Below are 26,273 nucleotides of genomic sequence, written 5' to 3'. Positions count from 1 at the left end.
CTCACTTTCCTCCGGTCCAGGGCCGATCTCCCCGCAGCCCGCGCACCGTCTCCACCGTCACCCCCTCGGCGGTCACCGTCAGCGTATGCGCGCCTTCATGCCGCAGGGTCCAGCGGTCCACCACCAGGTCCGCCCGGCAGCGCCGCGCCACCTGCGCCGTCACCACCGCATCGGCTGCCCCACAGTCCTCGTCCAGCGCATCCGGCAGCCGCGGCAACGCCACGGTCTTTCCCTGCACCCGGTACAGGCAGCCAAACGCGTCGCAGTCCAGCGACCGCCCTCCCCCGCTCCATCCCCCGTCGGCCGGCCAGGGATCGGCCACCGACCGCTCGCCATCGCGCTCCCGCCAGGTTTCGGTCATCCGGCCGCCGCCCTTGACCGATGCGCTCAGCCGTCCGTCCGGCAGCCTGACCGCCATCACCGTCCCGTCGCCGGCCACCAGCACATCCGGCCGCACCGCCAGCATCGGCGAGGCCAGCCCGGCCAGGACCGGCAGCATCCCCAGCCACCGCCACCAGCGCGTCCAAAGACAGAGCCAGATCCCTCCCATCACCAGCACCGCGAAGCCTTCCGCCGGCATCGCCGGCACGGTCAGCGAAGCCCAGGGGAGACGGCCGAAGAACTCCGCCGTCCAGATCACCGCCCGGTCGCCCCAGTTCATGGCGATCAGCGCCGGCGCCTCCAGTCCGAAGGGCAGCAGCGCGTAGGCGATCAGGCTCCACGGCATGACCCAGAAGGACGTGATGGGAATGGCGATCAGGTTCGACAACACGCCATAGAAGGCGATCTGCTGGAAATGGAAGAGCGAGAAGGGCAAGGTCGCCAGCGTCGCCACCACGCTGGTCAGCAGGATCCCGCCGACATAGAACAGCCCGCGCACGACCCATCCCGCATCGCGCCGCCAGTCCGCCAGCCTGGCGCTGCCCTTCTCGAAGGCGGCGATCAGCGCCACCACCGCGGCAAAGGACATCTGGAAGCTCGGGCCCAGCATCCCCTCCGGATCCATCGCCATGGTGACCAGCCCGGCGAAGGCGACCAGCCGCATGCTCAACGGGTGACGGTCCAGCATGATCGCTCCCATCACTATGCCGGTCATCAGCACCGACCGCACCGTCGGCAGCGGCGCCCCGACCAAGAGCGTGTAGCCAAGCGCCGACAGGATGCCGAACAGCGCGGCGATCTTCTTGATCGGCCAGCGCAGCGCAATATAGGGCACCGACGCCAGCAACGCCCGCACGACATAGAACAGGATGCCGGCGGCGATGCCGACATGCAGGCCGGAAATCGACAGCAGATGCGCCAGCCCGCTGTTGCGGAAGTCGTCCATCGTCGCTTCCGGGATGCCGAACTCCTCGCCGTTCAGCAGCGCCGTGGTGACGCTCGCCTCCACCGGGTCGCCGATGGCGGACGCCACCCGCTCGGCAATCGCGCCGCGCGCCTTCTCGAAGGCGATGGCGACCGTACTCCATCCCGTCACCGGCGGCGCCTCGACCAGTTCCGGCGCACCGGTGGCGAAGCCCGTGCCGCCCAGCCCCATGAACCAGGCGCGCCGCTGGAAGTCGAAGGCGCCTGGTTCGGCCGGCGCCTGCGGCGGCAGCAGCGTCGCCCGCAGCCGCACCACCGATCCGGGCGCCGGTGCCGGGAAGCGGTCCGACAGGCGGATGCGCACGGCGGCCGGCGTCCGTTCCGGCGCCAGCCTGCTGACGGTCACCTCCCGCAGGGTGATCCGCGTCGCGCCCGGCCGCCGTTCCACCGCCATCACCCGGCCGGTGACGGTCGCCCCGGCGATGCTGCGGCTCAGCACCGGGGCCGCCATGCGGATGGTGTGCGCCTGCGCCACCAGGAACCCCGCCGCCAGCATCAACAGCGCCATCGCCACACCGGCCATGGCGAACCATCGCCGCAGCGCCAGAACCAGCACCGCGCAGCCGCCGACCGCAGCCGCGCCAATCCACCAGTCGGGCTCCTGCCGCAGGCCGAAATAGAACGATACCCCCGCCCCGAAGGCGACGGGCAGCCACAGCACCCAGCGCTCGCCTTCCGCCTCCGCGAGCGCCACGAGTCGCCCACCCACGCGCGCCAGCAGGCGCCGCCAGCCTCCGCCGAGCGCCGGGGGGCCGTCGGTTTCCTCCTCCGGCCAGCCGGCGGCCGTCACCGGTAACGGATTCCGGGCGCAGCGATGCCACCCGCGAGCCCCTCAACGACCGTCCATGCGCGCATCGCATTGCCTCCAAGCCGGGTGGCTGTGTTAAACCACGGTGTCGAACCACCGGCGCATCATACCAGCGCCGAACCGGAAATTGAGAGACCGATGACCGTCGTCACCCGCTTCGCTCCGTCGCCGACCGGCTTTCTGCACATCGGCGGTGGCCGCACCGCCCTGTTCAACTGGCTGTACGCCCGCAACACCGGCGGTCAGTTCCTGCTGCGGATCGAAGACACCGACCGGCAACGGTCCACCGACGCGGCGGTGGATGCCATCATCGACGGGCTGAAGTGGCTGGGCCTGGATTGGGACGGCGATGCCGTCAGCCAGTTCGGGCGCAAGGACCGCCATGCCGAGGTCGCGCACCAGATGCTGGCCGCCGGCAAGGCCTATCGTTGCTATTGCAGCCCGGAAGAGCTGGAGGAGATGCGCGCCGCCCAGAAGGCCGCCGGCCAGCCGATGCGCTACGACGGCCGCTGGCGTGACCGTCCCGAGTCCGACGCCCCTCCGGGCGTGGCACCGGTGATCCGCCTGAAGGCGCCGCAGGAAGGCCAGACCGTCCTGAACGACCTCGTCCAGGGCGAGGTGACGGTGCAGAACGCCCAGCTCGACGACCTGATCCTGCTGCGCGCCGACGGCACGCCGACCTATCTGCTGGCGGTGGTGGTGGACGACCACGACATGGGCGTCACCCACGTCATCCGCGGCGACGATCATCTGACCAACACCTTCCGCCAGATCCAGATCTTCAATTCGATGGGTTGGGACCTGCCGCGCTTCGGCCATATCCCGCTCATCCACGGGCCGGACGGCGCCAAGCTGTCCAAGCGCCATGGCGCGCTGGGCGTCGATGCCTACCGCGACATGGGCTATCTGCCGGAGGCGGTCCGCAACTATCTGCTGCGGCTCGGCTGGTCGCACGGCGATGACGAGATCATCTCGACCGAACAGGCGATCGAGTGGTTCAACCTGGAGAGCATCGGCCGGTCGGCGTCGCGCTTCGACTTCGCCAAGCTGGAAAATCTGAACGCCCATTATATGCGTCTGGCCGATGATTCCCGCCTGCTCGGCCTGATCGCCCCGCGGCTGGAGGCCGATCTCGGCCGCAGCCTGTCCGAGGCGGAACGCGACCTTCTGACGCGGGCGATGAACGGGCTGAAGCAGCGCGCCCGCACTGTCGTCGATCTGGCCCAGAGCGCACGCTTCTACGTTGCGCCGCAGCCGCTCAGCTATGACGAAAAAGCAACCGCTCTGCTGGATGAAAAGGGCCGGACTCTGTTGAAGGAACTGGCGGCAGCCTTCGCCGCCGAGCCGGAATTCACCGCCGCCGCGCTCGAATCCCAGGTCCGCGCCTTCGCCGAGGCACGGGGCGAAAAGCTGGGCAAGGTGGCGCAGCCGCTGCGCGCCGCGCTGACCGGTTCGACGGTGTCGCCGCCGATCTTCGAGGTGGCCGAATTGCTGGGTCGGGAAGCGACGCTTTCTCGCATCCGCGATGCAGCGGGTGCAGCATAATGGTCATTTCCGTGCGTTGCCATCGGGCAGCCATGGAACTATGCTGCGCCGACGAAAAAAGGGCGCTAAGCCCGACCCTCAACGATAAGGACGTGCCGAGATGACCCAGACTGAGGACGGCAAGGACACCGTTACCCTCATCGACAATAAGACGGGCAAGCAGGTCACGATGCCGATCATGCACGGCAGCGTTGGGCCGAGCGTGATCGACATCCGCAAGCTCTACGCCGAGACCGGCTATTTCACCTACGATCCGGGCTTCACCTCCACGGGCAGCTGCGAATCGGGCATCACCTACATCGACGGCGACGAGGGTGTGCTGCTGCACCGCGGCTACGCCATCGATGAGCTGGCCGAGCATTCGACCTTCCCGGAAGTCTGCTTCCTCCTGCTCAACAACCACCTGCCGACCGCGGCCGAGCGCACGGAGTTCGAGAACATCCTGCGCCGCCACTCGATGGTGCACGAGCAGCTGACCAAGTTCTACAGCGGCTTCCGCCGTGATGCCCACCCGATGGCGATCATGTGCGGCGTCGTCGGCGCCCTGTCGGCCTTCTACCACGACTCGCTGGACATCAACGATCCGACCGCGCGCAAGATCGCCGCGCACCGCCTGATCGCCAAGATGCCGACGATCGCGGCGATGGCCTACAAGTACTCGACCGGCCAGCCCTTCATGTATCCGCGCAACGACCTGTCCTACGCGGAAAACTTCCTCTACATGACCTTCGGCACGCCCTGCGAGCCGTTCAAGGTCAACCCGATCCTGTCCAAGGCGATGGACAAGATCTTCATCCTGCACGCCGACCACGAGCAGAACGCCTCGACCTCCACCGTCCGTCTGGCGGGTTCGTCGGGCGCCAACCCGTTCGCCTGCATCGCCGCCGGCATCGCCTCGCTGTGGGGTCCGGCCCATGGCGGTGCGAACGAAGCCGTGCTGAAGATGCTGGAGGAGATCGGCTCGGTGGAGCGCATCCCCGAGTTCGTCCGCCGCGCCAAGGACAAGAACGACAACTTCCGCCTGATGGGCTTCGGCCACCGGGTCTACAAGAACTACGACCCGCGCGCCCAGGTCATGCGCCAGACCTGCCACGAGGTTCTCGGCGAGCTCGGCATCAAGGACGAGCCGCTGCTGGACATCGCGATGGAGCTGGAGAAGATCGCCCTGTCGGACGAGTACTTCATCGAGAAGAAGCTCTATCCGAACGTCGATTTCTACTCGGGCATCATCCTGAAGGCGATGGGCTTCCCGACCAGCATGTTCACCGTGCTGTTCGCGCTGGCCCGCACCGTCGGCTGGATCAGCCAGTGGAAGGAGATGATCGAGGATCCGGCCCAGAAGATCGGCCGCCCCCGCCAGCTCTTCACCGGCCACGCTGCCCGTCCCTTCGTCTCCTTGGACAAGCGTTGATCCCACATCATCGGACGTCCCCTCTTCGAAAGGAGAGGGGCGCACCGTGACCCAATCGCTTCAACTGGGCCTGTCGGTCGCCATCGTGGCGGTGACCGGCGGGACTCCGCGCGTCGTGACGGTGCGCAGCGGATTCACCGTGCCGGACAACCACCGGCGCGGCGACGAGCCGTTGCCGCATCGCGACGCTCTCCCCGGCGCGCCCTTCGAGCCTGAGCGTTTCCGCACTCTGCAGGAAGGTGTCCGCGCGGTGGCGGAGGGGTTGTCAGGTCTGGCGCTCCGTTATGTCGAGCAGCTCTACACCTTCGGCGACCGTTACCGCGACCCGCACGAGCTGTTCGGCGGTCCGCGCTCGGTCGTGGTCGGCTATCTGGCGCTGGTCAGGGACGGCCCCCTGGGCGGCGGCGGCTCGGCCGAATGGCGCGACCTCTACGACCATTTCCCGTGGGAAGACTGGCGCGACCAGCGCCCGCCGCTGCTGGATGGAGTCATCGCCCCGGCGCTCGGCGGCTGGATCGCCTCGGCGCCCGACGAGGAGACCCGGCTGCGCCGGGCCGAGCGTGCCCAGATGGCCTTCGGCCTGGACGGTGCCGACTGGGACATGGAACGCGTGCTGGAGCGGTTCGAACTGCTCTACGAGGCCGGGCTGGTGGTTGAGTCCTTCCGCGACCGCGACCTCGCCGCCCGGGTCGACCCGTCGGTGTCGACCGGCGGGCCGATGCCGCGCGCGCTTGGCCGGCCGATGGCGCGCGATGGCCGGCGCATCCTGGCAACCGCGCTGGAGCGGCTGCGAGGCAAGCTGCGCTACCGCCCCATCGTGTTTGAGCTGCTGCCGCCGACCTTCACCCTGCACCAGCTCCAGCTGGTGGTGGAGGCGCTGTCGGGCGAACGGGTCCACAAGCAGAATTTCCGCCGCCTGATGATCAGCGGCGGCTTCGTGGAGCCCACCGGCCAGTATGAAAGCCAGACCGGCGGCCGGCCGGCCGAGCTGTACCGCTTCCGCCGTCAGGCCATCCACGAACGCACCAGCGCCGGTGCGATTCCGTCCGCGGACGGATGAGGGGAAATCCTCCGGAAACGTCGACGCGCGGCATTGGGCGCAGTTGTCAACGGGCGGCTGCAAGGGGATACTGGTGGAACCGTTTTAAACCCGGACCATCCTTATCCGGAAATTCCATTCTCGGAAAATCAATGTCGCACCGCATCCTGATTGCCGACGACCACCCGCTGATGCGTACCGCCTTGACCCAGACCATTGGTCAGGCGATTGCCGGCGCCGTGATTCTGGAAGCGTCGCGGTTCGAACAGATCAAGCCGCTGCTGGACACCGGGGAGCCGCCGGACATCATCCTGCTGGACCTGCACATGCCCGGCATGAGCGGCCTGATCGGCCTGATGATGCTGCGGTCCGAACATCCGGCGATCCCGGTGATCGTGGTGTCGGCATCGGAGGATCCGGTGACGATCCAACGCTCCATCGACTATGGCGCTTCCGGCTTCGTGCCCAAGTCGGCGCCGAACACCCAGATCGTCGAGGCGATCCACGCCGTGCTGGACGGCGAGCTGTGGCTGCCGGAGATCAACGGCGGCCCCGAAACCGAAGCCCCCGACCCGGCCCAGCGCGCCGCCACCCTGACGCCCCAGCAGCTCCGCGTCCTGGCCGGCATTGCCGAAGGCAAGCTGAACAAGCAGATCGCCTATGAGATGAACGTCGCCGAGACGACGGTGAAGGCGCATGTCACCACGATCCTGCGCAAGCTGGGCGTGCTGACCCGCACCCAGGCCGCCGTGCTGGCGAGCCAGTTGGCGCTGTCCGCCGTACCGCCGCCACCGGTGGAATGAGGAAAATATGCTGATCATGGTTGCCGGTCCGTACAGTACCGACGGTGCCGATACCCTGAAGCGCGCTGCAAATCTTACCGTTCTGAATGAGGCGGCTCTTCAAGTCTTTCGCCGGGGGCATATTCCAGTAATCGGCGTGAATGCCGCCTTGCCGATCATCGCCGTTGCCGGAGAGACGGCTTATGACGAAATCATGATGCCAGTGTCATTGGCCTTGGCCGAGCGTTGCGATGCATGCTTGCGGGTCGGTGGCCCATCGGCCGGGGCTGATGCCGAGGTGCAGCGTTTTCGGAGGCGGGGGCTTCCGGTCTACAGCAGCCTTGATGACATTCCATTGAACTCTGTTGGCAACGCAACAATGCCCTAACCATTCCTGTCCGTCGTGCTCCGGTGAACTAGAGGCGGGCGCACCGCATCGTCGATGGTACGCCCGCTGCCCTGGTTTCAATTCCTGGCCGTCAAACCCGGCGGGCGCCAGTGTGGATTATCGTGCCGACATGCTCGCCGCGCAGTGCGGCGGTCAGCCGTCCCGGAACTAGGCCATTCACCAACTGGACGCGGGTGATGTGGCGGGCGTTCGCCAGCACCTCGACGAATGCCCGGTCCACCGGCAGGGGACCGTCATGGGCAGCCAGATCGGCGGTCGTGATCTCCGGCAATAGACGGGCCACTGCACCGTCCGCACCGTTGGGATCGGTGCTATAAATGCCGTCCACATCCTCGACGATGGTCAGGCTGGCGACCCCCAGCGCGTCGGCCAGCAGGAAGGCCCCGGTGTCGGCCCGGTGGGATGGAATGCGCGAGGTCGGGAATTCGTGATGATGATAGGGCGGGAAGGCACTGCCCACCACCGCGCGGGCGGCCGACAGATGGACGGCCAACTGGCTGGCGATGGTCGGATGCTCCACATAGGAGACGCCGTCCGGTGTCAGCAGCGACGCCAGGATATGGCCATTCTGTCCGGCCTCGCTCGCCGCCAGCGGCGCCAGCGAACCGACCGGCAGGCCGAGATCGAGCCCGACGCTGTAGAGATGGCGGGCGCGGATGCCGGCACCGGTCAGGATCAGCAGACGGTGTTCCGGCAGGAGGCGGCGGATTTCCTCGACGACCGGCAGGATCGCGTCGCGGCCGCGGTCCATGATCGACCGGCCGCCGATCTTCACGACATGAAGCCAGGGCAGCAGCGCGATCGGCCGGCCGCCGGCAACCGGACGGGTCAGGTCGTCGTTGAGAAGGGTCTGCCGCGCGAGCGGCGAGGCCACATGCTTGATGGTGTTGATGGTCTCGGACATGTCCCGGCTCCTCAGCTCGCGGTGATGATGGTGCCGACATGCTCGCCGGCGAGTGCGCGGGTCAGGTTGCCGGGGACCAGACCATTGACGATCTGCACCTCGCGGACATGGCGCGCGGCCTTCAGCAGGTCGAGCACCGGGAACTCCAGGATCGAGTCCTGAAGCCCCTTCGCCTTCATCTCCTCGACCGAAATCTTCGGAATGAAGGTCGCATCCTTGGACGTCTTCGGGTTGGCGGTGTAGAGCCCGTTCTCGTCCTTCACATAGATCATCCGCTTGCAGCCGAACTGTTCGGCGACCAGGAAGCAGCCGGCGTCGGTACGGTAGGGCGGGATGACGCCGTTGGCCGGAGGACGCATCCACAGCGTGTAGGGTGGCATGCCGCTGAAGACCACCGCGTTCACCTCCGCCAGATAGAGCGGGACCACGGACAGGCCGGCGCCGTCCACGGCAGAGACGCCGTGCTTGGCGAGGAGCTGCCCCAGCATGGCGGCGTTCTGGTCGGCGACCGAGGCGCCGAGCTGCGACAGCACGCCCGCCGGCAGGCCGAGGCCGGCGGCGATGGAATAGAGATGCCGGGCGCGGGTGCCGGCGCCGGTACCGATCAGCAGCTTATGGGCCTTGCGCGCCGCCGCGATCTCGTCCACCAGCGGGTAGACCGCCGACCGGCCGCGGTCGATGACGCTCTGTCCACCGATCTTGATCACCGTGGCATCGGGGAGGATGCGGAAATTCGCCGCCGCTTCCGCCGTCGCCTGAAGCTCGGCATCGGTCAGCGGGCGCTGCATCAGCAGCGCCTCAAGTTCCGCAGTCGAATGTGTCGTGGAATTTGCCGCCGTGGGATTCACCATGGAAGGGCAATCCTTTCGTTCCGTCATTGCACGTCAATACATGTCGTCGGCGCCGCCGCTGCGTCCTTTTGCGGAACCTTTTCCTCCCGACGGTTCCGGACGAAGCCGCAAAGCGCCTCCCCAGTATTCGCATCCTGCCTGACGGGGCCTGTTCGGATCGTGGAGTCCGTTGACCGGAAGCTCCAAGGCTGGCCGTGACGGTCGATGCCCCGGAACCGTATGGCTCCGCGTCTCAACCGTCAATAATCTCAATTTCTATGCGGTTTAATTTCGGTGCGGCTAACCGGCCATCCGCTGCCTTTCGGCGAGCAGCTGGCCCAGCAATGCCCGCAGCGCGCCCGGACGCACCGGCTTGTACAGCAGCCGGCAGCCGGCCGTCTCGATGTCCTCGCGCACGGCGGCGTCGCGGTCGGCGGTGACGACGGCGGCCGGGATGTCGCTGCCCAGCGAGGCGCGCAGGGTCCGCAAAGCCTCCACGCCGGTCAGGCTGCGGTCGAGGTGGTAGTCGGTCAGGATCACGTCCGGCGTCCGCCCCTCCAGCTTCGCCAGCGCAAGGTCGGGGGCGACGGCGGTGACGACGCGGCAGGACCAGCTGGACAAAAGATCCTCGGTGGCGCGGGCGATGGCCGGCTCGTTCTCCAGGCAAAGGACCAGCACGCCGCGCAGGTCGCGGCCGCGCGGGCGGACCACGACGGCACGGGCGGCGACCGGCTCGTCGGTCAGCGGCACCAGCACGGAGAAGGCGCTGCCCCGCCCGACCTTGGAGCGTACCTGCACCGTGTGGCCGAGGATGCCGGCCAGTCGCTCGACGATGGCGAGGCCCAGCCCCAGCCCCTTGCCGCGGTCGCCCCGATCGTCGCTGTCGTTGTCGAGCTGGCGGAACTCCATGAAGATTTCCGGCACCTTGTGTTCGGGGATGCCGGGCCCGGTGTCCCACACCTCGATGGACAGGAAACTCCCCCGCCGCCGGCAGCCCAGCAGGATGCGGCCGGTGCGGGTGTAGCGCACCGCGTTGGCGAGGTAGTTCTGAAGAATTCGCCGTAGCAGCGTCGGGTCGCTGTGGACTATGGCGGAGCAGTCGACCACCCGCAGCCCCAGCCCGTGGCGGCTGGCCAGCACGGTGAATTCCTCGCCAAGCGGCTTCAGCAGTTCCTCGATCCGCATCGGCACCGGGTTCGGCTTCACAACGCCGCTGTCGATCTTCGACACGTCCAGCAGATCGCCCAGGATCGTTTCCACCGACCGCAGCGAGGCGTCGATCTGGCGGATGGCACTGTCGCCGTTGCGTTCGGACAGGGCCGACAGGAACAGCCGGGCGGCGTGCAGAGGTTGCAACAGGTCGTGGCTGGCGGCGGCCAGGAAGCGGGTCTTGCCGCGGTTGGCACGCTCGGCCTCCGCCTTCGCTTCCGACAGGGCGTGGGTTCGTTCCTCGATGCGGCGTTCCAGCGTTTCGTTGGCTTCGCGCAGGGCGGCGGCGGCGCGGTGGCGTTCGGTGACGTCGGTGTAGACGGCGACGAAGCCGCCGCCGGGCCGTCCGCCGGGCCTCTGCCCCGGCATCGGGTTGGTGGCGATCTCCAGCACCGTGCCGTCGGGCCGCACCCGCTCATAGACGTCGGGCCTGTTGCGGCGGCGCGGATCGGACCGGCGCTCCAGCAGGGTCTCGATCTCGCCGTTGCGGCCATATTCACCGCGCCGGGCGATCAGTCCGACGATGTCCTGCAACGAGGTGCCGACCTGGACGAAGCCGTCCGGCAGTTCCAGGAGGACGACGAACTGGTTGTTCCAGGTGGCGACGCGCCAGTCCTCGTCGAACACGGCGATGCCCTGGGGCACATTCTCCACGGTGGCGCGGAGCAGCTCGTGCTGCTTCAGGATGGCGCGTGAGGCTTCGTCGATGATCGAGCGCGCATCGGTGCGCGACAGCCGGCGGTCGGACAGCAGCCCAGCCACCACGACGCGGGCCGATGCCGACCCGACGGCGCCGGCGAGCAGACGCTCGGTCAGCTGAATCGCCTCGCCATCGGTGCGCATCAGCAGTGCTGTGCGCAAATCGCCGTCTGCCACGCCGGTGAAGCGGCGGAACGCGGCATCGGCGCGCGACTGCCCGACATAGCGCAGTGCCAGATCGTGCAGGTCGGCCAGCGTGGCGCCGCGCGGCCCATGCGGCTCGCCATCGGAGGCGCGGCGCAGGCTCATGAAGCGGGCGGCCTGCTGGCGCTCCAGAGTCGACGGACGGGTCAGCAGCGAGACCACGACGAACAGCAGGAGGTTCGGCCCCAGGCTCCACAGGGCGGCGTTGGTCAGCGGGTCGATGCCGGCGATGCCGGCGAGCGCCACCGGGCTGAGGCCGGTCAAGCCGAAGGGGCCCTCGCGCAAGGCGCTGGAGGCCAGCCATCCGGCATCGGCGAAGGACGGCAGCAGCATGGTGTAGGCCCAGCCGACGAATCCGGCGCAGATGCCGGCGAAGGCGCCGCTGCGGCTGGCGCGGCTCCAGATCAGCCCGCCCAGCAATGCCGGGGCGAACTGCGCCACCGCGGTGAAACTCATCATCCCGATGGTCGCCAGCGGAAAGGCCGGGCCGATCAGCCGGTAGCAGCCGTAGGACAGCAGAACCAGCACGATCACCGCCGACCGCCGCACCAGCAGCAGGATCCCCGCGGGATCGTCGCGCAGCCGCCGGTCGTCCGGGCGCAGCGCCATCAGCAGCGGGACGGCGACGTCGTTGCAGATCATGGTGCTGAGCGCTACCATCTCCACCAGGATCATGCTGGTGGCGGCCGACAGTCCGCCGATGAAGGCGGCCAGCGCCAACCATGGCCAGCCCTGGCTCAAAGGGATGGACACCATGAAGGTGTCGGCATTCGTCGTTCCGTCCGGGAACAGCATCAGCCCGGCCAGCGCCACCGGCAGGACGAAGACGTTGATGGCGACCAGATAGGCCGGGAACAGCTTCGCCGACGACCGCACGTCGCCGCCATGGGTATTCTCCACCACCGCAACGTGGAACTGGCGCGGCAGGCACAGGATCGCCAGCCCCGACAGCAGGCAGGCCACCCACCAGTCGGTGCCGATGCTGTCCATCCGGATCAGCTCCAGAAAGCCCGGGTGGCGGACGGCGGCATCGAAGAAGGTCGCCGGGTCGCCGAAGACGGAAAAGGCGATGGCCCCGCCCACGCCCAGCGCCGCGGCCAGCTTCACCACCGATTCCGCGGCGATTGCCATCATCAGGCCGCGGTGATGTTCGTTGGCCGACACGCTGCGCACGCCGAACAGGATGGCGAAGGCCGCCATCAGCAGCGCCGCCATCAGCGCCGTCCCGCCCGGCATCTGGCTGAGGTCGGCGCCCAGTGACGCCCCGGCCAGGATCTCGAAGCTGACGCTGATCGCCTTCAATTGCAGGGCGATGTAGGGCAGCAGCCCGATCACCGCGGCGACGGTGACGAGTGCCGCCAGGCTGCGGCTCTTGCCATAGCGCGCCGACAGGAAGTCCGAGATCGAGACGACGTTTTCCGACTTCGCCACCCGGACGATGCGGGCCAGCACCGGCCAGCCCAGCCCGATCATCAGGATGGGTCCGATATAGATGGGCAGGAAGTAGAAGCCGCCGGTCGCCGCCCGCCCGACCGCACCATAGAAGGTCCAGGAGGTGCAGTAGACGCCGAAACTTAGGGCATAGAGCCAGGGTGTGCGCCGCTCGCTGCCATGGGTGCCGGTTCGGTCGCCGTACCACGCGATGGCGAACAGCGACAGCAGATAGGCCAGCGACGCGGCCAGGATGAACCAGCTTTCCATGGGGCTTTGCGCCTCCGGTTTTTGATTTTCGCTCCCTGCGGGCAACAGCCTATCACAAACCCGTCATTGTCGCCGCGCTTGCAATCTGCATCCGCTTTCCACTTTTGGCGGGACGCAAAAGGATGCGGCCGGTGGAGCGGGGAGCAAAGGGAGCCGCCCGACCGCCCGCCCGCCCCCGTCGGGACATTTCCTTTCCTTTGGTGTTCTTCCTGCAAGGCTGCAAAGCCTTTGGTCGAACACGAAAAGGTGAAGGAGAGTCCGAATGGTTTCGGTCAGCGCCGGTTCCCAGTCCAGCCTCAACACCGACGCGCTTGATGTGACGAACATCCAGGGCGGCACGATCACCGGTGCCACGCCCGACCAGCTCGTCATCACCTATCCCGGCAACCGGTTCACCGATTTGCGCGGCAATTTCACCTACGATCCCCTCACCAAGGCCCTGACCGGGGGCACCATCACCAGCGTCACCAACGCGAGCAATGGCGTTCTCGACGTGGCGGTGTCGGATCTGAACCTGCCGGTGGCGACGGCTCTGAACTGGGCGAGCGCCGGCACCAGCCCGGAGGCGATCCGCGCCGCCCTGCTGGGAGGCAATGACAGCCTGTCCGGGTCGAACCTCAACGACACGCTGCGCGGCTATGCCGGCGACGACACCATCAAGGGCGGCATGGGCGACGACCTGCTGGATGGCGGCAGCGGCGTCAATGTCATCGATGGCGGTGACGGCAGCAACGACACGGTCGTCCGCCACGCTTCGCTGGCCGACAGCGGTGCCGTCAAATATAATGGCGAGATCTATGTGATCGACGCCAACGGCTATGACCGGCTGACCAACGTCGAGTTCATCCAGTACACCGACCAGACGGTGGCCGGCGCCTCGGCCCCGGTGTTCGACGGCCTGTCCTATCTCGCCGCCAATCCGGACCTTGCCGCCGCCTATGGGATGGACAGCGAGGCCGCCTTCGACCATTACCGCTCCTTCGGCTGGAGCGAGGGGCGGTCGCTGACCTTCAACGCCGCTGGTTATCTGGCCGACAACCCCGATCTGGCCGCGGCCTTCGGCACCAACACGGCCGATGCCACCCGCCATTACATCGAGACCGGCCGCAACGAAAATCGCCGGTTCGATTTCGATGCGGAGTCCTATCTGGCCGCCAATCCCGACCTGATCCAGGCCTTCGGCAACGACCCGACGGCGGCGGCGCTGCATTACGCCACCATCGGCCGGACCGAGGGGCGGAGCCTGGGCTTCGACGCGCAGTCCTATCTGGCGCGCTACCCGGATCTGCAGGCGGCCTTCGGCAGCGACCTGCAGGCGGCGACCGCCCACTATGTCGCCGAGGGCTATGAGGAAGGCCGCGTCGCCTTTCCGCTTGCCCCCGCCGCCGGTGCTGCCTTCGCCCTGGACGACGCGGCCCAGCGCAACGCGACGCTGACCATCGCCTGACGGCGAGCGGGCAGGCGCTCTCAACGGCAAACGGGCGGAGGGTCATCCCCTCCGCCCGTTTTTCTTGTCAGGCGTCGATGCGGCCGCGGTCAGTCGTGCTGGTAGATGTCCACGTCCTTGGTTTCGCGGACGAACAGCAGGCCGATCACCAGGGTCGCCGCGGCGATGATGATCGGGTACCAGAGGCCGGAGTAGATGTCGCCGGTGGCCGCCACGATGGCGAAGGAGGTGGTCGGCAGGAAGCCGCCGAACCAGCCGTTGCCGATGTGGTAGGGCAGCGACATCGAGGTGTAGCGGATGCGGGTCGGGAACATCTCCACCAGCATCGCGGCGATCGGGCCGTAGACCATCGTCACGTAGAGGACCAGCACCGTCAGCAGGGCGATGACCATCACCGTGTCGATGCGGGCCGGATCGGCCTTGGCCGGATAGTTGGCGGTCTTCAGCGCATCGCCGAGACCCTTGTCGAAGGCGGCACCGGCGGCCTTGGCGTCGGTCGGGGTGGCGGCGGTGGCCGGGCCGTGGCTCAGCGACACGGTGGTGTTGGCCTGCGGCACGGCCGTATAGCTCGGGATGACCGTGCTGCCGACCTTGATCGACGCCACCGTACCGGCAGGCGCCACCTCATTGGTGTAGGGAATGCCGCGCCTCACCAGGGCGCTCTTGGCAATGTCGCAGGAGCTGGTGAACTGGCTGGTGCCGACCGGGTTGAACTGGAACGAGCACTCGTTGGGATCTGCGAGGACCACGACCGGCGCGGTGGCGATGGCCTCCTCGAGCGCCGGGTTGGCGTAGTGGGTGATGCCCTTGAACAGCGGGAAATAGGTCAGGCAGGCGAGAAGCAGCCCGGCCATGATGATCGGCTTGCGGCCGATCCGGTCGGCCAGCGTGCCGAAGATCACGAAGAAGGGAGTGCCGATCAGCAGGGCCGCCGCGATCATCAGGTTGGCCGCCTGGGCATCGACCTTCAGCGTCTGGGTCAGGAAGAACAGGGCATAGAACTGGCCAGTGTACCAGACCACCGCCTGGCCGGCGACGAGGCCGAACAGGGCGAGCAGGACGATCTTCAGGTTCTTCCACTCGCCGAAGGATTCGGTCAGCGGCGCCTTGGAATGCTTGCCTTCCTCCTTCATCTTCTTGAAGGCGGGCGACTCGTTCAGCATCAGCCGGATCCACACCGAGATGCCGAGCAGCACGATGGAGATCAGGAACGGGATGCGCCAGCCCCAGGCATTGAAGTCCTCCGGCGACATGGCGACGCGGCAGCCCAGGATGATGAGCAGCGACAGGAACAGGCCGAGCGTCGCGGTGGTCTGGATCCAGGAGGTGTAGTTGCCGCGGCGGCCGTGCGGCGCATGCTCGGCGACATAGGTCGCGGCACCGCCATACTCGCCGCCGAGCGCCAGCCCCTGCAGCAGGCGCAGCCCGATCAGGATGATCGGGGCGGCGATGCCGATGGAGGCGTAGTTGGGCAGGATGCCGACGATGAAGGTCGACAGGCCCATGATCAGGATGGTGACCAGGAAGGTGTATTTGCGGCCGATCATGTCGCCGAGGCGGCCGAAGACCAGGGCGCCGAAGGGACGGACCGCGAAGCCTGCGGCGAACGCCATCAGCGCGAAGATGAAGCCTGCGGTCGGGTTGACGCCGGAGAAGAACTGCGCGGCGATCACCGCGCTGAGCGATCCGTAAAGATAGAAATCATACCACTCGAAGACGGTCCCGAGCGAGGACGCGAAGATGACTTTCTTCTCCTCGCCCGTCATCGGTCGGACGGCGTCCGATGTCGAAGCCGCATAGGCCATGGTCTTCACCCTCCCAAGTGAATAATCCACAACTTTGGTTGGTTTTCTGGCATGAGGGGCCTGTCGGTCGCGTGATTTGATGACCGAGCCCGCGCCTTTGTTATGTCACTGATAGTTGCGTGCACGAACAGTGTGCGTCACCCCCGACCATGGTCGGGGGTATCGGGGGCACGGTAATGGGTTACGCTAATCTTTTGGACGGATACCGGGCTTACTGGAACACGGGCGCGTAGAGCAGCCCACCTTGGGTCCAGGGCCGGTTCAGGCCGCGATCGAGCTTGAAGGGCGAGCGGTTCCCGAGATTGCGTTCAAAGATCTCGCCGTAATTGCCGACCTGCACCACCGCCTGATAGGCCCAATCCGGCCGCAATCCCGCTTTCGCTGCGACCTCCGGCATGCCGGACAGCAGGCGGCGCATTTCGCTGGTGCCGGTGATGCGCTGGAAATTGGCGTTGGCGCCGGACACCCCGGCATCGTCGGTCAGGAACAGGGCGAACATGGTCCAGCGAACCGCCGCCATCCAGTTGCGGTCGCTGTTCGGCGTCAGCGGGGCCAGCGGCTCGCGCGAGGCCGGGGACGATGGGATGTCGGCGATCTCCACCGCGTCCTGCGGCGTTTCCAGCATGTGCAGCGCCGTGGTCAGCAGCGCGCGGTCGGCGCTGATCGCCGCGCAGTCGCGGCTGAGGAAGGCTTCCAGCGTGTCGGGCCAGCCGGGAAAGCTGCGCAGCTTCCAGGGCCGCTTGCCGCCGCCGATCAGGGTTTCAAGCTCGGCCTGGGTGGTGGTTCCGGCCGGCACGCAGACCGTCAGGTCGCCGTCCAGCGCCGAATGGCCGTCCGGCAGCCGCCATGCGGCGATCCCCTGCACGTCGTAGAAGATCGGCGGCCCGAAATCCACGGCATAGGTGGCGTCGCGCGTCAGCGTCCAGGATGTCTGGGCGAAGGAGACGTCGACCTCGCCGGTGGCCACTGCGGCGAATTCCTGCGGCTTGGACAGACGGCGGATTTCTATGGCGTCGGCCTTGCCCAGAACCGTTGCGGCCAGCGCCCGGCACAGGTCGACCATGAAGCCGACCGGGCGCCCGCCATCGTCGTTGGCGGCGAAGCCGGGATTGAAGGACACGCCGCAGCGCACGACCCCGCGCCGTTCGATCTCGGCAAGGACCGGGCGGTCACCGTTGCGTGCGGCGACGTCCGGCTGCGCCGCGGCGGTTCCGGCGGACAGCAGCGGTTGCAGCGCCAGCAGCAGGCCGACAGTGGCGGCAACAGGCTTCGACCCCATCCTTCTCCCCTTATCCGACGGCCGCGCTATGATACGCTGCCGGCGCCGCCACGCAAACGATGCGCGGCCGAGGGAAGCGGGAACGGGCATGGCGGGCGACAGCAAGGCGGGGCCAAGCGGTTCCAAATCGGGCGGTTCCAAATCGGGTGGTTCGGGATCGGCGAAGGCCGGGGTGGTCAGGATCGGTGTCGGCGCGCGGTTGTTCGGCGCTCTCGCCTTCAACGGTCTGGTCGCCTTCCTGATCGGGCTTGGCGCCTACATCGCCTTCGACGGGCTCCATGCCGGCATCACCAAGGTCACATCCGAGCAGTTCCCGGCGGTCGTCGCGTCCGCCAAGCTGGAGCGCCAGCACCAGCGGATCATGCGGACGCTGGAACAATTGGCCCTGTCGCAGGAAAATTTCGGACGCGAAACGATCAAGCAGGGGTTAGCCGACCAGTTGGACGGCTATGACCGGCTGCTGGCGGAGATGGACTCCTCCGACGGCCGGCAGACCCAGCGGATCACCGGACTGAAAGTACAACGCGACGAGATTCTGCGGCTGCGCGACGCCATCGACCGCGGCGTGACCGCCCGCATCACCGCCCGCCGCGCCCTCGCTGAACGCAACCGCGACGTGCGGCGGATGGCCGATGCCCTGGCCGAACCGGCCCTGCGCGGGGTTGACGATGCAGGCGTGCAGCGCTGGCTGGCGATGGCGGAACGGTTGCTGTTCCTGATCGCCTCGGTCCATCAGGCGGAGAACAGCTTCGCGCTCACCCGGCTGGCCGACAGCGCGGTGGCGCAACTGTCGGCGCTGGATGGGTCCGCCCCGGTCGGTCCGGCGGACGGCTCAGGCGATAATGTGGCGGACCGGCTCGCCCGGCTGGCGGAGGGCATGCGCTCGGTGGTGGAGGGCGACCGCTCCGTCTTCCGCCAGCGGCAGGCGGAATTGCAGGCATCTGAGATGCTGAACGGGCTGGTCGACCGCGCCAATCAGGTGTCGCTGGTCAACACCGGCCTCAACACCGGCATCTTCGTCGAGCAGACCAAGGCGGCGGAGGAGAGCCGCCAGCAGGTGATCGAGGTGTCGACCACCTACACCCGCCTGTTCTTCGCCTCGGTCGGGGTGGTGGTGCTGGGGATGGTTCTGTCGGTGCTGTATGTGCGGCGCAAGGTGCTGGCCCGGCTGTGGGCGGTCAGCGAAGCGATCCGCGACCGCACCGGCGGTGGCCGGGCGGAAGTTCCGGTGACCGGCGCCGACGAGATCGGCGAACTGGCGCGCGCACTGCGCTTCTACATCCAGGAGACGGAGGACAAGAGCGAGGCGCTGCGCCGCAACGAGCAGTGGCTGCGCACGGTGCTGGAAGCCGCACCGGTCCCGCTGGTGATCTCCGGCCGCGCCGACGGACAGATCCGCTTCGTCAACCGCCGGGCCGCCGACCTGTTCGAGGCGGATGAGGCCGGCGAACTGCTGGGGCGCCCTGCCGCCAGCGTCTGGTACGTCCCGCAGGTGCGCGACGAGTTCGTCCGCGACGTCTTCACCAGCGGGCTGGCGCTGGATGTCGAGACCGAACTCGTGACCCGTACCGGCCGCCGGCTGTGGGGCCTGCTGTCCGGCATCGCCTTTGAATTCCAGGGCGAGGAGGTGCTTCTGAGTTCGGTCGTCGACATCACCCGCCGCCGCGAGGCGGAGGAGCTGCTGCGCCGGACCCAGGCCTTCCTGGATGCGGTGATCGACAATGTGCCGAGCGTCCTCTACGTGCTGGACGGCGACAGCGGCCGCGTCGTGCTGTGGAACCGGGCGGCGGAGGATTGCTTCGGCACCCGCCGCGCCGACATCGAGGACCGCACGCTGGCCGAGGTGCTGGGTCCGGAGACCGGGCGGGCGCTCGCCGGCGGCAATCCGGGATCCATGCGCTCGCTGGGGGTGGAGGAACTGATTCTTCCCCGCAACGGCGAGAACACCGTCTTCGCGTTGCAGCGCCATCCCTTCGAATGGTCGGGCGACGGGCGCTGCCGCATCATCTGCGTCGCCAACGACATCACCGCATCGCGCCGGGCGCGCGAGGAGCTGCGGCAGGCCAAGGACCGGGCGGAGCGCGCCGACGCCGCCAAGACGGAGTTCCTCGCCACCGTCAGCCACGAGATGCGCACGCCGCTGAACGGCATCCTCGGGCTGTGCCGGCTGCTGCTGACCGGGCAGCTGCATGCCGGGGAGCGCCGCTATGCCATGTCGATCATGCGCTGCGGCCATGGGCTGCTCGATCAGGTCAACGACATCCTCGACCTGCGCAAGATCGAGGACGGCAAGCTGGACCTCGACCCGGCTCCCTGCGCCCTGCTGCCGGTGCTGGAGGAAGTCGTTGCGACTGTGGAAGGACTGGCGAACGAGAAGGGGATCTACCTCGACCTCGACATCGCGCCGGAGGTTCCGGAACTGGTGGTGGTCGACCGTCAACGGTTGCGGCAGATCCTGGTGAACCTCGTCGGCAATGCGGTGAAGTTCACCGAGCGCGGCGGGGTGGATCTGCGCGTCGACATCGAACCGGGTCCGGAACGTTCCGGGGCCGGAGAGATGCTGCGTCTGGCCGTGCGCGACACTGGGATCGGCGTGCCGGCCGACCGCCGTGCCGCCATCTTCGAGAAGCTGGAGCAGGCCGATCCGACCATCGCCCGGCGGTTCGGCGGCAGCGGGCTGGGGCTCGCCATCGTCCGCCACCTGCTGGACGCCATGCAGGGCAGCATCCGTGTCGACAGTGTGGAGGGGCTGGGCAGCGTCTTCACCGTCACCATCCCCTTGCTGCGGGTGGAGGAGCCGGCGCTGCCGGCGCGGCCCGGACGGCTGCTGCCAATCAGCCGGGTGCGGTCGCTGGCCCTGCTGCTGGTGGAGGACGACGCGATCAACCGGGAGGTGGCGCTGGGGTTGCTGTCCGACGCCGGCCACCGCATCACCGTTGCCGAAACCGGCGAAAGCGCGCTGGAACTGGCGACCCGGCGGCGTTTCGACGCCATCCTGCTGGACATCCGCCTTCCCGACATCGACGGGCCGGAGGTGGCGCGCCGCATCCGTGCCCTGGAGGATGCCGACCGTGCGGCGGTGCCCATCGTCGCGGTGACCGCCAACGTCTTCGCCGCCGACCGCGCCCGCTATATCGCCGCCGGCATCGATGCGGTGATCGAGAAGCCGATTTTTCCGGAGCGGCTGATGCACCTGCTGTCGAACGCCGTCGCCCCGCGTGCCGACGATGAGGAGGAGCAGCAGGTTGGGATGAGCTTGGCGGAGGCATCGCCCCGCCCGCGGGTGGTCGAGGACGATGTGAACGAGGAGATTCTGGAACGCTACATCCGCTCCCTCGGTCCCGCCCGCTTCGCCACCATCCGCGGCCTGCTGCTGGAATCGGCCCAGGAGGGGCTGCCCCGCCTGACCGCCGCCGACACCCCCGACGACGAGATCGAGGACATCGCCCACCGCCTTGCCGGTGCCGCCAGCCATTTCGGCCTGACCGCCTTCGTCGGGCTGATGCGGGCGGTGGAGGACGGCATGCGCGAAGGCCGCCGGGTGGAGGCGCAGGACTTGGCTGTAACCGCGGAATCGGCCTTCAGCCGCGGCCTGGCCGCGATGGACGCGGTGCGCGGGGTGCTGGAAGGGGTTTGAGGCGGGGGTTCGCCCCCCGCCTCATGCCGGTTCGCTCAGACGCCCTTGGCGGCGCGATAGGCTTCCATCAGCTGGCGGCCGGCGGCGAGGATGCCCTCGCGGTCGCCCTTCTTGACCAGCGTTTCATCGACCAGCTTGCCGCCGGCGCCGACGCAGGCGACACCGGCCGCGACATAGGAGGCCACAGTGGTGGCGTCGATGCCGCCGGTGGGGACGAAGCGGACACCGGGGAAGACCGACTTCAGCGCCTTGATGTGCGCCGGACCGACGGTGGAGGCCGGGAAGATCTTGATGGCGTCGGCACCGGCGGAGATGGCGGCATGCACCTCGGTCGGGGTCAGGGCGCCCATCAGGCAGGCGACGCCATGGTCGCGGCAGGCGGCGGCCACCTTCGGCACGACGCAGGGCGACACCACATACTTGGCGCCGGCCTTCACCACGTCGGCGACGGCGGCCGGGGTCAGGACGGTGCCGGCGCCGATCAGGGCGCCGCCTTCCGCCGACAGCTCCTCGATCAGGCCGACGGCGCCGGGGGTCGTCATGGTGATCTCGAAGGTGCCGTAACCGGCCTCGCGCAGCCAAGTCACGGCGGTGCGCGCCAGATCGGCGGAGCTGTTGCGGATGACCGGAACGACGCCGTAAGCGACGAGCTGGTCCAGGATTTCATTCGGGGTCTGCGTGGTGGACATCAGGATTCCTCGGTTTTTCTTCGGGTGGCGGAAGACGCGGAGTTTGAAACGGAAGCCGGCCGCTCCGGCGCGCGGTGATGCCCGGCCAGGACTGCCTTGATGCGGGCCAAGCGGCGGTCGAGGCCGGGCGGAGCCTGCAGGCCGACGGCGACGGTCAGCACGTCGATCAGCGCCAGCTGTGCCAGACGGGAGGCCATCGGGGTATGGACCGCGGTGTCCTCGTCCACATCGACGGTCAGGCGGATGTCGGCGCGTTCGGCCAGCGGTGTCGCCGATGCGGTGATGGCGATCACCGTCGCTCCGCCGTCGCGGGCGATGGCGGCGACGTCGAAGATCTCGTCGCTGGTTCCGGTCTTGGAGATCGCCAGCAGCGCGTCGCCGGGGCCGAGCGTCGCGGCGGCCATCGCCTGGAGATGGGCATCGGTGCTGGCGGTGACCTGCGGCAGCAGCCGGAACAGCTTGTGATGGGCGTCCAGCGCCACCGCACCGGACGCGCCGACGCCGACGATCTGCACCCGCCGCGCCCGTGCCAGCACCCCGGCCGCCTTTTCCAACGCCAGGGCGTCGAGCCGGCCGCGCAGGCGGACCAGCGCGTCGATGGAGCGGTTCAGCACTTTCTCAGCCGCACTGGCGACGCTGTCGCCGGGAGAGAGGTCGCGCACCAGCGGTGTCGGGCGGTCGCCGGCCTCCTCCCGCGCCGCCGAGGCGGCCAGATGCTGGGCCAGCGCGATCTTGAATTCCTGGAAACCGCCGAAACCGGCGGAGCGGCAGAAGCGCAGGACCGACGGTTCGCTGACCCCGGCCTTGCCGGCAAGCTGGGCCAGGCTGTCGCGCACCGCCGCACCGGGATCGGCCAGAACGCTGCGCGCCACCGCGGCTTCCGCGCGGCGCAGGCTGTCGAGGGAGGAGGCGATGCTGTCCAGCATGGGAGGACCGGAGTGACTGCCGAATGGGCAGCGAAGGGAGGCGTATCGGAACCAAATGTAGTTTTACTACAGTTCGGCCGCTTTGTCGACCAGTCTGTGAAGCAATGCTACAATTCGTTCGCTCCCCCCTTTACTTTCCACGCCGTCCGGGCAGGATCGGCCAACACAGCCGTCCTGTCGGAGACAACCTCCTTATCTGGAAAGGTTTTTCATGAAACTGCTGCGCTACGGCCCGCCGGGCCAGGAAAAGCCGGGCCTGCTGGATGCCGACGGCCGCATCCGCGATCTGTCCGCCCATGTCGACGACATCGCCGGCGCCACTCTGCTGCCGGACGCGCTCGACCGGCTGCGGGCCATCGACCCGGCCTCGCTGCCGCTGGTGGAGGGCAACCCGCGCCTCGGTCCCTGCGTCGGGCAGGTGGGCAAGATGGTCTGCATCGGCCTGAACTTCTCCGACCATGCGGCGGAGACGGGCATGGCAGTGCCGCCGGAGCCGATCATTTTCATGAAGGCGACCAGCGCCATCGTCGGCCCGAACGACCCCATCGAACTGCCGCGCGGCTCGGAAAAGACCGACTGGGAGGTCGAACTGGCCTTCGTCATCGGCAAGACGGCCAAATACGTCTCGGAAGACGAGGCGATGGACCATGTCGCCGGCTATTGCATCGTCAACGACGTGTCCGAGCGCGCCTTCCAGATCGAACGGCAGGGCCAGTGGACCAAGGGCAAGAGCTGCGACAGCTTCGGCCCGACCGGCCCCTGGCTGGTGACCCGTGACGAGATCGAGGATCCGCAGGCGCTGAAGATGTGGCTGGAGGTCAACGGCCACCGCTATCAGGACGGCACCAGCGCCACCATGGTCTATGGCGTGCGCTATCTGGTGTCCTACCTGTCGCGCTTCATGAGCCTTCAGCCGGGCGACATCGTCTCCACCGGGACTCCGCCCGGCGTCGGCATGGGCCAGAAGCCGCAGGTCTTCCTGAAGGCCGGCGACGTGGTGGAACTGGGCGTCGAAGGGTTGGGCACCCAGCGCCAGACGGTGGTCCAGGGCTGACGCCACTTCGGGGCTGAGAAACGAAAGGCCCCTCTTCCCCGCGGAGAAGAGGGGCCTTTCGCTGGCATCATGCCGACCTCACCTGACTGAGGAAGCGGTCGATCTGCTGCTGGAGGCGGCCGGTCTGGCTCGACACCTCCTGGGCGACCGACAGGACTTCCTGGGCCGACTGGCCGGTCTGGCCGGCGGCGGTCCGCACCTGACCGATGTTCTGGGAAGCCTGGGCGGTGCCGCCCGCCGCCTGCTGGACGTTGCGGGCGATCTCCGAGGTGGCGGCACCCTGCTCCTCCACCGCCGCGGCGATGCTGGCGGCGATGTCGTTCAGGCGGCCGATGGTTTGGCCGATGCTGCGGATGGCGCCCACCGCCTCGCCGGTTGCCTGCTGCATGGCGCCGATCTGGCCGGCGATCTGCTCGGTGGCCTTCGCCGTCTGGCTGGCCAGCTGCTTCACCTCGCTCGCCACCACGGCAAAGCCCTTGCCGGCTTCTCCGGCACGCGCCGCTTCGATGGTGGCGTTGAGCGCCAGCAGGTTGGTCTGGCCGGCGATGTCGGAGATCAGGTCCAGCACGGCGCCGATGCGGCTGGCCGCGTCGTTCAGTTCACGCATGGTGCTGTCGGTACGCTCGGCCTCATTGGCGGCCTTGGCGGCGATGGTCGCCGATTCGGTCACCTGTCGGGCGATCTCGCTGATCGACTGCGACAGCTCATGCGCGGCCGAAGCGGCGCCATCCACGTTGACCGACGCGGTCTCCGCCGCTTCGGCGGCATTGCCGGCCCGGCGCGAGGTGTCGTCGGCGGTCGCCACCATGCCGGCGGCGGTCTGGTGCATCTGGGTGGCGGCGGCGGACACCGTCTCCACCACCGTCTTGACGCCGTTTTCGAACTGGTCGGCCAGCGACAGCATGGTCTGGCGGCGTTCGCCCGCAGCCCGCTGGCGTTCGGCCTCGGCGGCGGTGCGGGCGGTCTCCACCTCGCGCGCGGTGTCGCGGAAGACCAGCAGCGCCGTGCCCATCTCCGCGATTTCGTCCTTGCCGGTCAGCGCGATCTCGGCATCCAAATCGCCAGCGGCGATGCGGTCCATGCCGGTCTTCAGATCCATCATGCGGCGGATGACGATCCGGCCGATATAGAGCCAGACCACCAGGATCGACACCAGGATGCTCGCCACCGCGACGGCGAGCTGGGTCAGGCGGCTGTTGTCCAGCATGCGGGTGGTGGCGGTACTGGCCTCCGCGATGCTGCTCTTCTGGCCCTCCACCAAGGTGGAAATGCCCTTGGCAAGGGTGGTGGTCAGGGCGTGGTTGCTCTCCAGCAGCTGGGTGAAATAGCCCTCGATGGTCAGTTCCTTCTGGCGCAGGGTGACCATGGAGTTTTCGCCGATGGAAAAGCCGTTCAGCAGTTCCGCCTGCTTGGTGGCCACGGCGGCCAGCCGTTCCGGCAGTGTCTCCGCGTTGTTGGAAAGCCCGGCGAGCGACACGCCCACCCGCGTTTCGATGATCGCCAGCCGCTGGTCGTCCCTGGTGGTCGACGCCTCCATCAGCATGTTGCGGATGTTGGCGGCTTCCGCCGTGACGATGGCCAGCGGCTTCTTCTGCGCCATCACCTTGTTCAGGGTGTCCGCCGCCTCGCGCATCGCCGCAGGGGCGGCATCCGGCTCCGCCAGGGTGGAGCGGGCCTGCTCCTCGTCATTGTTGAGGACGGAGGTCCAGGGGGCGGCGAATTTCTGGATTTCCGCTTCGGCCGCCATCACCTTCGGCATCATCGCCATGCGTTCGGCGCCGAGCGCCACCCGTTCGGCAGCCGCCTGGTCGAGTTGCGCCAGATTGCCGAGCAGCCCCTGCGATGCCTCCTCGATTGCGGCGAGCTGAGCACCGGCGGAACCGGTGGCCCGCAGCCGGGACAGGCGTACGTTGAACTCATCCTTCGCGGCGGCGATGCGGGCGGAGACCGCCTCACGCGCGGCGGCGGTGTCGGCGGAGGTCAGGGCCGGGGCCAGCGCCACCAGCCGTTCGGCCTGCTGCGCCACCGCCATGCCCTCGGTCATCGCCGGCACCGCTTCGCCGACGATGGCGTCGATGGTGGTGCGCACGTTCGCATAGCCGATCAGCGCCACCGCGGCGGCGACCAGCGTGCCGGACAGCACCACGCCGATGGCGATCATCAGCTTGGCGCGCAGTCCGGAATACCATGCACCGCCCTTGGCGGGTGCGCCGTGGCGCGTCATGCTCTGGCTACCCTTCGACATCCCATCCTCCCCCTTCGGTGCTCGGACACCGACGCTCCATAAATCATTGCGGCTGGCCGTTCCGGCTCTCGCCGCACCTTCATTCCACCGAACCTGCCTGCGACGGTCGCGGGCGGTTGGCGGGCGATGTCGCAGAAAAGGAACAATTGCAAATAATTTGACCGTTCCGTGACTAGGAAAGCGCCAAACCGCTTAAGAAAGAAATAAGGAGAATCCACGATTCTTCCGTGACGGCCTGCGAAACATGCCGCAGCGCAATGATCGGCCAGTCGGGCTCCGCTTGGA

Annotated in this window: 17 protein-coding genes; 8 read left to right on the top strand and 9 right to left on the bottom strand. The window is 67.9% G+C overall.

The window, feature by feature from the left end; genetic code table 11:
- Position 1: 1 nt before the first annotated feature.
- Positions 2-2,155: a ComEC/Rec2 family competence protein gene (locus tag TSH64_RS07865; RefSeq protein WP_109096267.1), complete on the bottom strand. Its 2,154-nt coding sequence runs from the start codon at positions 2,153-2,155 to the stop codon at positions 2-4.
- A 156-nt stretch (positions 2,156-2,311) separates the two neighbouring features.
- Between TSH64_RS07865 and gltX the strand changes: the two genes are divergently transcribed.
- The 5 genes from gltX to TSH64_RS07840 all read left to right on the top strand — a co-directional run bounded on the left by gltX (position 2,312) and on the right by TSH64_RS07840 (position 7,338).
- A complete protein-coding gene (gene gltX / locus TSH64_RS07860; RefSeq protein ID WP_109096266.1) occupies positions 2,312-3,718 on the top strand; it encodes a glutamate--tRNA ligase in 1,407 nt (468 codons plus the stop codon).
- A 100-nt stretch (positions 3,719-3,818) separates the two neighbouring features.
- Positions 3,819-5,129: a citrate synthase gene (gltA, locus tag TSH64_RS07855; protein ID WP_109096265.1), complete on the top strand. Its 1,311-nt coding sequence runs from the start codon at positions 3,819-3,821 to the stop codon at positions 5,127-5,129.
- A 46-nt stretch (positions 5,130-5,175) separates the two neighbouring features.
- The gene (locus TSH64_RS07850; protein WP_109096264.1) at positions 5,176-6,189 is read left to right on the top strand and encodes a hypothetical protein; all 1,014 of its coding nucleotides are present in this window, start codon (positions 5,176-5,178) and stop codon (positions 6,187-6,189) included.
- 131 nt (positions 6,190-6,320) lie between these two features.
- A complete protein-coding gene (locus TSH64_RS07845) occupies positions 6,321-6,971 on the top strand; it encodes a response regulator transcription factor (RefSeq protein ID WP_109051712.1) in 651 nt (216 codons plus the stop codon).
- A 7-nt stretch (positions 6,972-6,978) separates the two neighbouring features.
- The gene (locus tag TSH64_RS07840; RefSeq protein WP_109096263.1) at positions 6,979-7,338 is read left to right on the top strand and encodes a DUF4406 domain-containing protein; all 360 of its coding nucleotides are present in this window, start codon (positions 6,979-6,981) and stop codon (positions 7,336-7,338) included.
- Positions 7,339-7,429: 91 nt separating this feature from the next.
- Here the strand turns inward: TSH64_RS07840 and TSH64_RS07835 are convergent, their stop codons facing one another.
- The 3 genes from TSH64_RS07835 to TSH64_RS07825 form a co-directional block, all read right to left on the bottom strand.
- A complete protein-coding gene (locus tag TSH64_RS07835; protein WP_109096262.1) occupies positions 7,430-8,263 on the bottom strand; it encodes a molybdenum storage protein subunit alpha in 834 nt (277 codons plus the stop codon).
- An 11-nt stretch (positions 8,264-8,274) separates the two neighbouring features.
- Positions 8,275-9,114, bottom strand: a complete 840-nt coding sequence (locus TSH64_RS07830; protein WP_109096261.1) for a uridine kinase — start codon at positions 9,112-9,114, stop codon at positions 8,275-8,277.
- Positions 9,115-9,393: 279 nt separating this feature from the next.
- The gene (locus TSH64_RS07825) at positions 9,394-12,906 is read right to left on the bottom strand and encodes a PAS domain-containing hybrid sensor histidine kinase/response regulator (protein ID WP_109096260.1); all 3,513 of its coding nucleotides are present in this window, start codon (positions 12,904-12,906) and stop codon (positions 9,394-9,396) included.
- Positions 12,907-13,168: 262 nt separating this feature from the next.
- Between TSH64_RS07825 and TSH64_RS07820 the strand changes: the two genes are divergently transcribed.
- Positions 13,169-14,353 (top strand): hypothetical protein, encoded by a 1,185-nt coding sequence (locus tag TSH64_RS07820; RefSeq protein WP_109096259.1) that lies wholly within the window; start codon positions 13,169-13,171, stop codon positions 14,351-14,353.
- Between the two features lie 89 nt (positions 14,354-14,442).
- Here the strand turns inward: TSH64_RS07820 and TSH64_RS07815 are convergent, their stop codons facing one another.
- Together TSH64_RS07815 and TSH64_RS07810 are read right to left on the bottom strand one after the other, a co-directional pair.
- Positions 14,443-16,158 carry an MFS transporter gene (locus TSH64_RS07815; RefSeq protein WP_109096258.1) on the bottom strand — a complete coding sequence of 572 codons (1,716 nt, stop codon included), beginning with the start codon at positions 16,156-16,158 and terminating at the stop codon, positions 14,443-14,445.
- Between the two features lie 211 nt (positions 16,159-16,369).
- Positions 16,370-17,437 carry a transporter substrate-binding domain-containing protein gene (locus TSH64_RS07810; protein WP_109096257.1) on the bottom strand — a complete coding sequence of 356 codons (1,068 nt, stop codon included), beginning with the start codon at positions 17,435-17,437 and terminating at the stop codon, positions 16,370-16,372.
- A gap of 88 nt (positions 17,438-17,525) precedes the next feature.
- Here TSH64_RS07810 and TSH64_RS07805 point away from each other — a divergent pair, with 88 nt between their 5' ends.
- Positions 17,526-21,074, top strand: a complete 3,549-nt coding sequence (locus TSH64_RS07805) for an ATP-binding protein (RefSeq protein ID WP_109096256.1) — start codon at positions 17,526-17,528, stop codon at positions 21,072-21,074.
- 35 nt (positions 21,075-21,109) lie between these two features.
- Here TSH64_RS07805 and TSH64_RS07800 read toward each other — a convergent pair whose 3' ends face one another.
- A complete protein-coding gene (locus tag TSH64_RS07800) occupies positions 21,110-21,763 on the bottom strand; it encodes a bifunctional 4-hydroxy-2-oxoglutarate aldolase/2-dehydro-3-deoxy-phosphogluconate aldolase (protein WP_109096255.1) in 654 nt (217 codons plus the stop codon).
- Positions 21,763-22,689: an SIS domain-containing protein gene (locus TSH64_RS07795; RefSeq protein ID WP_109096254.1), complete on the bottom strand. Its 927-nt coding sequence runs from the start codon at positions 22,687-22,689 to the stop codon at positions 21,763-21,765. The genes TSH64_RS07800 and TSH64_RS07795 overlap by 1 nt, the downstream gene beginning before the upstream one ends.
- Before the next feature lie 211 nt (positions 22,690-22,900).
- Here TSH64_RS07795 and TSH64_RS07790 point away from each other — a divergent pair, with 211 nt between their 5' ends.
- On the top strand, positions 22,901-23,743 hold the full coding sequence (locus tag TSH64_RS07790; protein ID WP_109096253.1) for a fumarylacetoacetate hydrolase family protein: 843 nt from the start codon (positions 22,901-22,903) through the stop codon (positions 23,741-23,743).
- Between the two features lie 67 nt (positions 23,744-23,810).
- Here the strand turns inward: TSH64_RS07790 and TSH64_RS07785 are convergent, their stop codons facing one another.
- Complete coding sequence (locus tag TSH64_RS07785; protein ID WP_109096252.1) at positions 23,811-25,988, bottom strand: methyl-accepting chemotaxis protein; 2,178 nt, start codon at positions 25,986-25,988, stop codon at positions 23,811-23,813.
- Positions 25,989-26,273 lie beyond the last annotated feature (285 nt).

Source organism: Azospirillum sp. TSH64 (assembly GCF_003116035.1).
Taxonomy (GTDB): Bacteria; Pseudomonadota; Alphaproteobacteria; order Azospirillales; family Azospirillaceae; genus Azospirillum.
This window is presented reverse-complemented; position numbering and strand designations above follow the sequence as displayed.